Source organism: Sphingobium sp. AntQ-1, from assembly GCF_028538045.1.
Taxonomy (GTDB): Bacteria; Pseudomonadota; Alphaproteobacteria; order Sphingomonadales; family Sphingomonadaceae; genus Sphingobium; species Sphingobium cupriresistens.
In genome coordinates, this window is the sequence record NZ_CP117158.1 from 343,214 (window position 1) to 356,089 (window position 12,876).

9 protein-coding genes and 2 tRNA genes are annotated in these 12,876 nt (G+C 63.0%); 5 read left to right on the forward strand and 6 right to left on the reverse strand.

The features are described from left to right. Positions 1–205: 205 nt before the first annotated feature. Complete coding sequence (locus sphantq_RS01705) at positions 206–601, forward strand: MAPEG family protein (protein WP_129927643.1); 396 nt, start codon at positions 206–208, stop codon at positions 599–601. On the opposite strand, the gene sphantq_RS01710 is transcribed toward sphantq_RS01705, so the two are convergent. Further along, complete coding sequence (locus sphantq_RS01710) at positions 598–2,613, reverse strand: putative bifunctional diguanylate cyclase/phosphodiesterase (RefSeq protein WP_272799418.1); 2,016 nt, start codon at positions 2,611–2,613, stop codon at positions 598–600. The two genes, sphantq_RS01705 and sphantq_RS01710, sit on opposite strands and share 4 nt — an antisense overlap. A gap of 130 nt (positions 2,614–2,743) precedes the next feature. Here sphantq_RS01710 and moaA point away from each other — a divergent pair, with 130 nt between their 5' ends. From moaA to sphantq_RS01730, 4 genes are all read left to right on the forward strand, one after another. Continuing rightward, positions 2,744–3,754, forward strand: a complete 1,011-nt coding sequence (gene moaA / locus sphantq_RS01715; protein ID WP_272799419.1) for a GTP 3',8-cyclase MoaA — start codon at positions 2,744–2,746, stop codon at positions 3,752–3,754. Further along, positions 3,751–4,527 carry an NAD kinase gene (locus sphantq_RS01720; protein ID WP_129927790.1) on the forward strand — a complete coding sequence of 259 codons (777 nt, stop codon included), beginning with the start codon at positions 3,751–3,753 and terminating at the stop codon, positions 4,525–4,527. Before moaA ends, sphantq_RS01720 begins: the two co-directional genes overlap by 4 nt. Before the next feature lie 76 nt (positions 4,528–4,603). Further along, positions 4,604–4,678, forward strand: a tRNA-Asn gene (locus sphantq_RS01725). 191 nt (positions 4,679–4,869) lie between these two features. Then, positions 4,870–4,944, forward strand: a tRNA-Asn gene (locus sphantq_RS01730). Here sphantq_RS01730 and sphantq_RS01735 read toward each other — a convergent pair. From sphantq_RS01735 to sphantq_RS01755, 5 genes are all read right to left on the reverse strand, one after another. Next, positions 4,930–6,498: a recombinase family protein gene (locus sphantq_RS01735; protein WP_082166248.1), complete on the reverse strand. Its 1,569-nt coding sequence runs from the start codon at positions 6,496–6,498 to the stop codon at positions 4,930–4,932. The two genes, sphantq_RS01730 and sphantq_RS01735, sit on opposite strands and share 15 nt — an antisense overlap. Positions 6,499–6,960: 462 nt before the next feature. After that, on the reverse strand, positions 6,961–7,494 hold the full coding sequence (locus sphantq_RS01740) for a lytic transglycosylase domain-containing protein (protein WP_048577633.1): 534 nt from the start codon (positions 7,492–7,494) through the stop codon (positions 6,961–6,963). Next, on the reverse strand, positions 7,484–10,468 hold the full coding sequence (mobF, locus tag sphantq_RS01745) for a MobF family relaxase (RefSeq protein ID WP_272799420.1): 2,985 nt from the start codon (positions 10,466–10,468) through the stop codon (positions 7,484–7,486). The genes sphantq_RS01740 and mobF overlap by 11 nt, the downstream gene beginning before the upstream one ends. Further along, positions 10,465–12,510, reverse strand: a complete 2,046-nt coding sequence (locus tag sphantq_RS01750) for a type IV secretion system DNA-binding domain-containing protein (RefSeq protein WP_272799421.1) — start codon at positions 12,508–12,510, stop codon at positions 10,465–10,467. Before sphantq_RS01750 ends, mobF begins: the two co-directional genes overlap by 4 nt. Then, positions 12,507–12,809: a hypothetical protein gene (locus tag sphantq_RS01755; RefSeq protein WP_272799423.1), complete on the reverse strand. Its 303-nt coding sequence runs from the start codon at positions 12,807–12,809 to the stop codon at positions 12,507–12,509. Before sphantq_RS01755 ends, sphantq_RS01750 begins: the two co-directional genes overlap by 4 nt. Between the last annotated feature and the right edge of the window lie 67 nt (positions 12,810–12,876).

Genomic DNA, 12,876 nt, shown 5'->3' on the forward strand with positions numbered 1-12,876 from the left:
CGTCGCTGTGACCCTGGTGGCGCGTCAAAGATACGTCGCTGTAACCTAAGGCGCACTTGGCCCACGCAAAAGCGCCAAATCCGGCCTGTAATTTTTGCGACGACGGTGTGAACTTCGCCGTGGCGCATCGCTGTGACCCAAGCGCGCTCTGTCCTACCTGATCCAGATGCGCTAAAATGATCTGACAAAAGGGGACAATATCATCATGCCCGTCGAAATCACGATCCTCGCCTGGTCCATGGTCCTGCTGCTGGTCCACATCTTCGCCGCGGCGCATGTGAAGACGAAGCAATATGGTCCCAAATGGAATATGGGCGCGCGCGACGAAAAACTGCCGCCGCTCCATCCCCTCGCCGGACGTCTCGTCCGCGCTGAGGCCAATTTCAAGGAAACCCTGCCCATCGCCATCGTCGCGCTGATCGGCGTGGTGGTGGCGGGCAAAACCAGCGAATGGACCGCCATGGGCGGCTGGATCTGGCTGGGCGCACGGGTCGTTTATCTGCCGCTATATGCGGCGGGCGTCCCGGTGGTCCGCACCATCATCTTCCTGGCCAGTCTGGCGGGCATCCTGATTACCCTCTGGCCGCTGTTACGCTTCTAACCCTTCAGCACCAGATTGATGAGGTCGGCGGACGACACCCCCGCCGACCGCAGGAAGCCCTGATAATAGTCGCACCCTTCACGGGCGAGCAGATCCAGTTGCTCCTCCGTCTCCACCCCTTCGGCGATGACCTTCAACCCCAGCGATTTGGCCATGTGGATGACCCCGCGCACGATGATCCGGTCCCGCGCCGTCCCGGCGATATCCTGCGCCAGCCCGCTGTCGATCTTCAGGAAATCGAGCGGCAGGCTCTTGAGATAGGCAAGACTGGAATAGCCCGTGCCGAAATCGTCGATCGCGACCGCCAACCCTTCGGTCCGCAGCGCGGTCAACAGCGCGGCGGCGGCGTCCACATCCTCGATCAACCCGCTCTCGGTGATCTCCACCGTCAGCCGGGACCGTGGAAAGCCGCTGCGATCGACCAGCCCCAGCAGGCCGGGCATGAAGCCGGGCTGGGCGATGTCCGCAGCCGTCACGTTGATGGACAGGCGCAGGTCGGACAAGGCCCGCGGCCAAGCCGCCGCCTGCCGCAGCGCCTCCGCCTGGATATGCGCCGACAGCGGCAACATATAGTCGGATCGTTCGGCGGTAGCGAACAATATGCCCGCCCCCAGCGGCCCATAATGGGGATGGTTCCACCGCGCCAGCGCCTCCACGCCGCTGATCTTGTCGCTATCGACCGGATATTGCGGTTGGAATACGATGCCGATCTCGCCCCGGTCCAGCGCCAGGCGCAGGTCCGTCTCCAGCCGGTCGGCGTCCACCTGACGGCTGTGCTTTTCCGCCGACAGAATGCGAATGCCCTCGCCGCCCGCCTGCCGCGCATCGGCCAGCGCCGTGCCCGCGCGGCGCAGCAACTGGGTCACGTCATCCTCGGCGCGCGCCTGCGCGATCCCGCACCGGGCGGTAAGGCGGATCAGATGATCGCCCGCGCTAAATGGCCGTCCGACCGCGCCAATCAACTGCCGCGCCAGGAAGGTCGCCCGGTCGCTGCCGGCCGCCTCACCGGTCAGCCCGATCAGAAATTCGGTGCCCGCGATGCGCGCGACCATTGCGCCGGGCGCGACATCGTCCACCATCCGCTCGATCCGTCGGGCGATCCGCCCCAGCAGCGCGTCGCCGACCACCTGGCCATAGGCGGCGTTCATGCGGTCGAATTGACTGATGGAGAGCAGCAATATGGTGGTGGCGAGGCCCGCCCGCCGGTCCAGCCAATCGAGCGCCGCCTGCCGCGATCGCAGCCCGGTCAGATGGTCGCGCGTCTCGCTTTCCCTGTCATGCCCGTCCGACAGCCATTCGACATCGGCAGCCAAGCCTCCGTCCGACAGCCGCAAATGATGCACCAGCCGCTGGCCGGGGCGGCCAGGCACACCATGCGCCAGCGCAGCGGGACGACCGGCGCGGATCATCGCCTTCAGTGCGACCAGCACCGCTCGCCGTTCCGACCGTGGCAATCGCCGCAGCAAGGCCGACGGGGCGATATGCGAATCGGCCAGGTCCAGATGCCGCGCCAGACTGTCGCTGAGCCGCAGCAGCGATCCGGCCCGCGCCAATTCCCAATAAAGCGCGTCGCCCCGCCTGATCCGCTGGGCGCGCTGGTTGTGGGCCACGCCGCCGCCCACACGCTCAACCAGCCGGTGCGCCGACGCCAGAGCGGCGTTGAGCGCCGCATCCGTCACCGGCCCCACCAGATAATGAGTCGCCCCCGCAGCCATCAACGCGGGCAATTGCCCCTGGTCCTGCGGATCGACCAGCACCAGCAATGCGCCGCCGCCCGCCTCCATCGGCGGCACCAGCGGCGACAGCAATCGCTGCGCCTGCCCGCCCGATCGCAGGTCGACCAGCGCGACCTGCGCCTCGCTATGCAAATAACGCTGTGGCGCGTCCTTGGCCCGCCGCGCGCCGATCGCGCGCCAGCCGATCCGTTGCGCGGCGTGGCACAGCCCGTCGCGATCGCCCGGCGACAGGATGAAAAGGCTGCGATGGCTGTCTGCGGTATGATCCCCGCTCACTTATATCTGTCCCCCGGCGCAGCGCATCGCTCCACCTTGTTGTCAGGCCTTAGCATCAAGCCGTTACCGACCTCTTGCGCCCCCCGCAACTTCGCTTGCGCAGGCCATGTCCATCGCCTAGCTAGTCGGCATGGCCATGGCCGATCCCTCACGCCCCCTAATGACCGACGGCCTAGGCCGCCGGATCAGCTATCTGCGCATTTCTGTGACCGATCGCTGCGACTTGCGCTGCCGCTATTGCATGGCGGAAAAGATGCAGTTCCTGCCCAAGAATCAGGTATTGACGCTGGAGGAGATCGCGCTGCTGGCCGATCTCTTCATCGCGCGCGGCATCCGCAAGATTCGCCTGACGGGTGGCGAGCCATTGGTCCGGCGCGATATCGGCGATCTGGTGCGCCGGATCGGACGGCGTATCGGCACGGGCCTGGATGAGTTGACCCTTACCACCAACGGCACGCGGCTGGTAGATCATGCGGAGATGCTGGCGGATGCGGGCGTGCGGCGGATCAATGTCAGCCTGGACAGCCGCGATCCCGAACGCTTCGCCCATGTCACCCGCGGCGGGAAGATTGATCAGGTCTTGGTCGGGCTGGACGCCGCGCGTGCCGCGGGGCTTGCGGTCAAGATCAACATGGTCGCGCTCAAGGGCGTCAATGACGATGAAATTCTGCCGATGCTGCGCTGGTGCGGCGAGCAGGGTTTCGACCTGACCCTGATCGAAACCATGCCGCTCGGCGATACCGGCGAGGATCGCACCGACCATTATCTGCCCCTGACACTGGTCGCCGAACGCATTCGCGCCGAACATGCGCTCACGCCCCTCTCCCACCGGACTGGCGGCCCTGCCCGCTATCATGCGGTCGAGGGGATGAGCATCAAACTGGGCGTCATCACCCCGCTCACCCAGAATTTCTGCGCCGACTGCAACCGTATCCGCATGACGTGCGAGGGCAAAATCTTCATGTGCCTGGGCCATGAAGACCATGTCGACTTCAAGGAGGCCCTGCGCGAAGGCGGCCTGCCCGCCGTTGAGCCGCTGATCGACCGGGCGTTGCGGTTGAAGCCGGCCGCCCACGATTTCCGCATCGGCGCAGGCGAAGGCGCCGCCACGCGGCGGCATATGAGCGTTACCGGCGGATGAGCAGCGAGCCGCGGCGCGCCCTGGTCGCGTCCCCCACCCAGGCCGCGCGGGCCGCGGAGGAGCGGCTGCGCGCCGCCTATGACTTCGTGGCCGTCGAGCAGGCCGACATGATCATCGCGTTGGGCGGCGACGGCTTCATGCTCCAGACGCTCCATTCGATGCTGGAAGGGCGGCGAATCGTACCGATCTTTGGCATGAACCTGGGCACTGTCGGTTTCCTGATGAACGAATGGCGACTGGAACGGCTCGACCAGCGGCTGGAGAAGGCCAAGAGCTTCAAGGTCAATCCGCTGCGCATGACCGTGGATACGATCGATGGCGAGCGTTTCTCCATCCCCGCCATCAACGAAGTCTCCCTGCTGCGCGAAACCCGCCAGACCGCCAAGCTGGAGGTGCAGGTGAACGGCCGCACCGTGTTGCCCGAACTGGTGTGCGATGGCGTGCTGGTAGCGACCCCGGCCGGCTCCACCGCCTATAATCTATCCGCCCACGGTCCCATCCTGCCGCTGGGGTCCGCGCTCGTAGCCCTGACCCCTATCAGTCCGTTCCGTCCCCGACGGTGGCGCGGGGCCATCCTGCCCGAAAACACGGTCATTCGTTTCATCGTGCTCGATCCCGTCAAACGCCCGGTCAGCGCCGTGGCCGACCAACGCGAAGTGCGCGACATCGCGCAGGTGGAGATCGGCATCGACCGCGCGACCCCGCTGACATTGTTGTTCGACCCCGAACATACGCTGGACGACCGCATCGCGGCTGAGCAATTCATCGCATAAATTTCCATCATTTGGCGCTTGCCATGGCGGGAAAGCCGCTGCTATAGGCGCGGCCTGCCCAGCGAAAGCGGGTTGCTCCCCGATAGCTCAGCGGTAGAGCATTCGACTGTTAATCGAATGGCCGTAGGTTCGAATCCTACTCGGGGAGCCACATTTGCCGGCCGACAGGACGGGCATTTTTTTTCAAAAGATAGCGTCGTTGCGCCAACCCGCAGGCTACCTGCCCTGTCGTAAATCTCTGACATGAATTGACCTGATTTTTCGGTTGTCAGCCGCGCGATGCTCTTGCCATTTCCATTTCGCCGATGCATAGGCGCGGCCTGCCCGGCGAAATCCGGTCGTTCCCCGATAGCTCAGCGGTAGAGCATTCGACTGTTAATCGAATGGCCGTAGGTTCGAATCCTACTCGGGGAGCCAACTTGAAACTCCAGAGCCACCCGACCCGGTCGGGGGCTCGGCGGGCGGGGCTCCAGACACAATTTTCTCAAGCATATCAAATGGTTCGCGGAAGGTGACCGTCAGCTGGCCGTTTGCCCACGTGCTGTTCAAAACCAACAGATTCAAAGCGATGTTTTTGCCGTTTTGTGACTGTAGGTTGAAGGTTGAGTGAGCCTTCCGAGCAAGATTCAGCAGCGCGATACCATCGTCGACGAAAGCGTCTTCCGCATTGTGGAGGGCATCTAGTCGCCGTAGACAGACCGCCCGCTCTTCGCGCCACGTCGCTGCCATTCGATCATGCATGTCGCTCGATATCCGACCGTCAAGATTATCGACATAAAGAGTGTCCAGGCGGTGCTGTAGCCGATCGGCGTCTGCCCGCAGTCGGGCAATCGCCTCAACCCGCTCCCGGCTCTTATCTGTATGAGATTCGCGAATAGCCCGCTCGATGAGCGAGAAGACCTCGTCATCCATGTGCAAACGGGCGAGTTGCTCCGAAAATGCCTTTGCTAAGGCTTCCTCTCGGACGTACTTCTCAGGGCATTTCTGCTTGAATCCGGAACAGTGGTAATAAATGTAGCGGCCACGCTGCATCTGAGCCACGACCGCACACCCACAGTGTCCGCACGTGATAAGGCCCGTGAACGCAAATCGTAATGGCTCGGCACGAACATTGCTCGCGCTGCGACCGTCCAGAACCTCCTGGACGTTCTCCCATGTCTCACGGGTTACGATCGGCTCATGGGTTCCCTGAAAAAGGCGTCCTGCCCACTCGAAAGCCCCTGCGTAGAGCCGGTTCCGAAGCATGTAGTGGATTGTGCTGATTCCAACCGGCCGTTGGCTGCGACGATAGCGGAGGCCGGCAGCTCTCGCTTTTTGTGTAACGTCCTTCAGAGCATAATCGCCAGTCTCGAACCATTCGAAGACGCGGGTTACGATGGGTGCGAGGTCGGGGTCAGGAACGATAATTTTCTTCCCAAGAGGCCCGACGACGTTGAGATACCCCAAAGGCGCCTGAGAGGGCCAGATGCCCTGCTTCGCCTTCTCCAGCATGCCCTTGCGGGCCTCTTCGGACAGATTGTCCACATAGTTCTTGGCCATGAGAACCTTGATCCCATGCATGAACTTTTCCGAAGAGCGCGAATCGCGAGAGAGGACCGTTCCTTCCTTGACCAGATGGAGCTCGATGTCGAACCCATCAAGCGTTACCCAGTCTTTGATGTTGCGATAGAGCCTGTCCGTCTTTTCCACCAGCAGATGTCGGACGCCTGGATGCCCGCGAAGATACTTGAGCATCGCCTCAAACTGAGTTCGACCCGTTTTTTTGGCGGTTTCAACGTCTACGTACTGCTCGACGATGAGGAGACCCATGCGCTCGGCGTATTCACGCACTAGAGCCACCTGGGCGTCGATCGAGAAGCCTTCCTTTTCCTGCTCAGCGGTAGATACGCGAGCATAGAGGACAGCCTTCTCGGTTCCGGCGGGGCGTCCCCGACCAGTTTGCTGCGCTTTGGGTTTACGTGGGCGTGCCATTTTCTCTGTCCTGAATCCTAACAAACGCCGTCCCATCCCCCCCCTTCCCTCCACTAAACGGCGAAGGACATAATTATGTGGGTGGCGATCGACGTGACTGTCTTCGCTTTTCATAATCGGATTTCCGAGACCGTCCACGGGGTTTGCCCCGAGGGTTCTTTTCCCGGATCGCTGCGGTCGGATCAACGGCGGACACCTCCCACTCGACGAGCATCCAGACATAATCGGCGAGATTGCCTAGCATGTTTCTGGCCCCGTTTTCGGAGACTTGCCGTTGCATTCTCTGCTCGAAGAGCGCCTGAGCATCGAGAACTAACTGCCGCGACAGCGCGCCTCTCCTGACCGTCCAACGGTCCTCTCTGCCGGACGGTTCATCCACGAAAGGCACGCGCGCCGTCTCGTCTACCTCATCGGAGACAGGTTTCGCCTCTCCATAGGTGGTGGAATCGAGCCTGGTCCGCCTCATTGCTTCACCGACGAGCGATCAGAGCCAAAGACGCGGCTACCGAAGCGATTCGCCAGATGGCGCGATACGGCGGCGGCATACCTTCGCTGTCGCCAAGCCGTTGGACTATGATAGACGCCGACCGCTTTCCAATAGTCGCGTGTTACGGACAGGCCTTTGAGGAATATCCATCTCGCCGCCTGCACGTTGAAGCATGGATCGCGAATCAGCCAAGCGCGCACGTCGGCGGGCGGGCGACCCACAGCATTAGCGAGCTTCGGCACCCAGAAGCTGTTGACCTGAAGTGGACCGAGGTCATGCGTGCCGTTGGTGTTGGCGATTTCGGCACCGATCCAGCCTGCCTCTTGGTCGCGCAGACCCCATAAGGTTTTTTCAAGCCAAGCACGGCCGCCTGATGCCTGCCGAATGCAGTCACCTATGCGAGCCTCGTGAATAGCCGCCGCCACAGGCCGCGCATTCGCGCCCGCTGGAGCAACAATCAGGATGAGCAGCGTCAGAAGCCGGCGGGTATGTCTGGCGTTAGCGATCATGGCCGGCGTCGTGATCCTGGGAGGGCGCGTGGGCAGATTCAGGAGCCGGTCGCGGCGCGGTCGTAGCGGACCGCCCGTCTTCGTGATCCTCTGCTTGGGCGGGACTTCGGTCGAGCAGCGAGACAATCCATCGATCCAGAATGGTCGCTGCGGACTGAGCACGGCTGGCGATGCGTTCGGCTATCCCCCTCGGACGAGAGATTTCCGAGGGTTCTCGTTGCGCCGCGGACCGATCCTCGCGGGCCTCGCGGGCCTCGCGATCGGTACGCTGCTCGGCTCGGAGCCGATCCCAGCGTTCCCCGTGGCGGGCCGTCCGGCCCCTGACGCTGTCCCGTTCGATCCGTCCCAGACCCTGGAGCGAAGAGGTCTTCTCGCCCGAGCGCTGTTTCAGCTTTTCGACCAGCCGCTTCCGGTCCTCTGTCCAAAGCTTCGCGCCGAACCTCGCGCGGGTGATGGCGGTGTAATAGTTCTGGCCAGTGACGAGCGGCGAATTCACCGGCGCAAGGACGTAGACCCGATCGTAGGTCTTGGACTGCGCGGAATAAACGGTTTCGCCGTAACCATGGTCCCAGTTCTTGTGCTGAGACAGATCGATCTCCTGGTTCCTGCCGTCTCGATCCCAGCGGATTGTCGCGAGGGTACCGTCGAGTCGCTCGACGGTGCCGCGCTCGGCATTTTTGAGATCCAGATGCTTGTTGACCAGACGCCACTGGATCCGATCGCCGGCGGCAAGAACGCGCGCTTCTTCCCTGAACACATTGATCTGGGAGGCCCGCCCTAGCCGGGGGTCCCAATGGATGCTTCGGCCATGCTCATCGACCAGATTGACTGTCTGGCGTCCGCGAGCATCCCGCCCGACCCCAATCACCTTGTATTCGGCATCCCGGGCGATCCCGAGCCCAACATTGTCGCGGGAGAACACCACGACCTGTCCTCGGGAATAGAAGCGCGCGAAATGCTTCTCCTGGTCGGACATGCCGGAGGGTGACAGGATTGAAAGCCGAGTCTCTTCGGCCGCGATGGCGTCCTCGGTTTTTAGAGCTTCGCGGACCTTGGTGTTGACGATCAGGCGGGTGGCATTCTCCAGCACCAGGATGTTGGTCTTCGCCCGTCCCTCGGGCGTCAGGCGCGTCCAATCAGCGACCAGAGACTCCGCAAGCTTCTCGCTGGTTTCGCCGCTAATGACCTTGTCCAGGGCCCCGATCGAACCGTCATAATTCTGGAGACGGGCCAGCCGGACGGCCTGCATGATCTTGTCGTCTTGCTGGCGGATTGGATCCTTCAGCTCCGCCCTGGGCATACCCAATCGCATCATCAGCCAGAAGGGTTTGCCCTGCTCGATTGCTCCTGTCTGACGGGTGTCACCGAGCAGGATGATACGCGCGCCGGTGGTCCGGCTGATCTCGAGTAGACGGATCGCCTGGCGGTTACCGAGCTGCCCGGCTTCGTCGATCAAGAGGACATGGCTGTCGTCGAGCCTCGCCCCGCCGGTGGCGAGCAGACTCGCCACCGTGCGCGATTCGATATTGGCTTTTTGACCCAATTCACCGGCAGCCGATGAGGTGGGAGCCAATGCTATCAGGGTGGCACTCTCCCCTACGGCTTCGCGTAATGCGCCGATGATGGTCGACTTTCCGGAGCCGGCCACACCGTGCACGGCAACAACCCGATGGTCGGTCGTGCCGATATGGAGAAGCGCCGTTCTCTGCTCTGACAAGAGATTGTGGGCAATCCCGGCGTCGCGGAGCGCCTCGACGGATGCGAGTGGCCGCGCGTCGTTTAGGGCGAGCGCCAGATGGTCCGACAATGCCATTTCCAGGCGGGCCGTCTTCCGTGTGGTTCGGCCGCGCGTGTGGATTTCGTCACCAGTGCGATGCCGGGTTTCCAGGAGCTTGGCCCGCGCCTGATGTTCCTCGACGACGGGTCGGATGTCCGAGAGGCGAACCTCCCCGACATGCGAGGCCAATGCGGTCTGCAACAGTCGCCCGAGATTGTTGACCGCTTCCTTGCCTTCAGACTGGCGAAGGCCGAAGAGCATTGCGCGTGCAGCGGTCGCGAGCTCGACTTCGATCTTCCGCTGGCCGGCTCGGTCGGCGCTCGCGCGAGTCTCATTCACCGCCTCGGCATGTTGGCCAAGTCGACCATCCCATCGCAGGTGCAGGTCTTCGAGCGACACCTTCTGCTTTGGACCGCGGGTAACGTAGAAGGCCTGCTGCCGCGCCGCCTGCCCGGTCAGACCATGTTCCTTCGCATGAGCTTCGATCTGCTCGGCGCGCTGGGACATCTCGGTGATCAGATCCCTGGGAACGCCCTTGATTTCGAAGAGGCCGCGCCGGGGATCGAACTCGACCTCATAACCAAGCTCCTTGAGAAGGTGCGCCAGTTCGTTCCGATAGACCTGTCCCGCTGCCATCTGCTCGGCGAACATGGCGCGCGTCTCGAGGCTGACCTTCTTTGCGCCATCACGTTCATCGGTGATGTTCATGACGACGACATGGGTGTGAAGATGAGGATCGAGCTCGCGCGACGCATGTTCCGTGAAACGAGCGTAGATCAGGCGCCCGGTCGTCTTCTCGACAACCTCTCTATCGACGCGATGCCGCATTGTGGCATGCTCTTCGAGGTAGGAGAGCGCGACCCCGACCGCCCGCTCATGCGCCTGTACGATACGATCATCGCCTGCCACGAGCGCCATGATCGAGACCGATTTCGGAGCGTTGACCGCGAAATCCCAGCCCGGATGATGCTGGATGTTGCCATCCTTGCGGCGACGGCCAAGCTGTTGATCACCAACCTTGCCGGCAAGAAGCTCCTTGAAAACGCCGGGATCGACCTTCCCTTCAAGGCCGAGTTCGGCGGCGATCTTGCCACCCCATTCGGAGTGCTCGTCGGCACCTTTGGTGTAATAGTCGCCGACGGTATAGTAGCGGGCGATGTTCGCGGGTTTCCCCTTCAGGCGGATGGGATTGATCATGCCGGCCTCGCTGTGTTGCGGGCGCCGTCATGGCGGCCGTGCTGGCTGAGGCGAAATCCCGCGGGCTTGCCGAACAGCTCAAGCGGGGGTGAAGTGGGTGCCGGTTCGTTGTCCCCGTTCGGATGGGACGGCGACATCGGACCAGCACTTGGGGCGCCATCCGATGTTCCTGTCTCTTCTGGTGGCGGAGGAAGTGGCAGCTCGGCCTCGTGCGCCTTTGGATCGGGCCGGCGTCGCTTCTGGGTGCCCGCCCTCGGCTTAGCCGGAGGCGGCGGCGTAACCGAAATAGGCGGCGCCGGTGGGACCGCGACCGCCAGCCGAATGGGCGGTGCTCCGCGCTCCTCGAACGCATCGGCGACAGAAGCGACCTTATGGTAGCTGTCCTCGAACCGGACCACCGGCAGGCTGCGTCCGAAGCGCAGATAGCCCACCAGATTGGGCAGGTTGGTGACCTCGGTGTGCATGACCAGGGGCCGCGTCACCTGCATGCGCGAGAGGTTCACACCGTCGCGCATGTCGTTCACGCCATAGGACATGCCTTCGTTTGCCTCGACCTGCTCGACCTGGCCGAGGTTCTCGCTGACATGCTTTGCGGTCGGGGTGTCGTTGGCTCTGAGCGCCACCCACGTCGAGCAGTAGCCGGTGATCGCTGCGGCGTCCTGGATGCCGTAAGTCGCCTCGAGCTGAGGGTAGCTCTGAAAACCGAGGATGCCGCAGCCGCCGTATTTCCGGGCGCGGGCAAGGAAGTCGCCGAGCGAGGGCAGACGCTGGAGCGTCGGCAACTCGTCGATGACGCAATAGAGGCGGCGGCTGCGATCGGCTGTCATACTCATGATCGCGCTGATCGCGATGTCGAGCCACACCGTGATCAGGGGGCGGAGCGAGGGAAGCTGGTCCGCCTTCACGGTGATGAAGAGCCAGCTGTCGTCCCTTTCGTTGGCAACCCAGTCGCGGATCGAGAAGCCGTCGGCGGTATCGTCGAGATAGGAGAAGCTGCGCATGACGGAGGCGAGCTCGGCCTGGATGCCGGCGCTGGTACGCTCGCCTTCGGTCGAGATGAACGCCGCCGCATCGGTGCCGGCGGCGAAAGCAGCGAGGTCCTTCAGCTTGGAGCGCAGCAGCGTGTCGAGCAGGATCGAGACGAGAGTCCGTTCCTGGCGCGCCAACTTCCGCAGGACGGCGACCAGAGTCCCGCGCGCGGCCTTTGCCCAGAAGGGATCGCCAGTCTTGTCCGGGATCGTGGACTCGGCGATCTGGTCGTAGTGATAGTCGCGAGGAACATCGACCCAGGGCGACCAGCAATCCGCCCGGGCGTCGAGCGGGTTCAACAGCACGTCGATACCGGGCCGGTAGAATTTCTCGACGAAGGTTCCGGCAGTGTCATAGACGATGGCGCGGCGCTTCCGCTTGCGGATGCCGTCGAGCATCTTGACGATGATGTTGGTCTTGCCGGTGCCCGGAGCGCCGCAGATGAGAATGTGCTCCGGTTCGAAGGCGTCGGGCACGTTGACGCCGCCGATTTCGAAGCTGCCCCTGGCGTAGCGCCAGAGCGCGCGGCGAACCTGCCGAACGGTTCCAAAGCGCGCGCCGCGCAGGAACTGGTTGGAGCCAAGCCCTCTCCCCGTTCGGGTGAAATAGAACCAGGCCCAGAAGAGCATGGCGAGGGCGAAAAGCCCGGAGAGCGCTGCACCGTGTAGCAGGTAGGTCTCGAAGGCAGCGAGCGTCTTGTGGGCAACACCGGAGTCGAGCAAGCCCTTCGGCGTCGTCCAATACTGCTTGCCCGCCGGAGTCTTGAAGAGGATCGGGGTCGCGTTGCCGGGAACAGTGTCCCCCATGAAGGCCGCCTGGCCGAGCTTCACCAGAACGAAGCGCTCATACTCTGAGGATTTCTCAAGCGCGTACCAGATGATCCCACCGATCCAGATGACCAGTCCTGCAAGGAAGGTCTGGTAGAAGACCTGGGTGGTCATCCGGACGTTGTGGACGATGGCTTGCCCGCCGCGGGTCCAGGAGCCCAGCGTGTCGTGGCGGAAGATGCTCATGGCCGGTCCTGCTCGGGATCGAGCAGCCCCCTTTCGCGGAGGAGCCGGCGCGCCTCGCCCAGTCCCTTCTGGAGGATGTCGGGCGACCGCTCGCCGACAGACGTGGCGAGGATGGCGAAGGCCTGGATGACCGTCGCATGGAGCTCATCGAAGCGGGCATGGTAGCCCGAAGGATCTGTGCCTTCGAAGCGTTCGAGGATGTCGCGACAATAGGTCGCGGCGCCGAGACCGGCATTGCGCGCCTGGATAGAAAGGCGCGCATAGAGGTCATCGTCGATGCGAATAGTGATGCGTGCCAAGCGGCGGACTCCTTGTCCGGCACGCCAGCAACGTGGTGAAGCGTCACCCTTATAGCCGATTTACGCC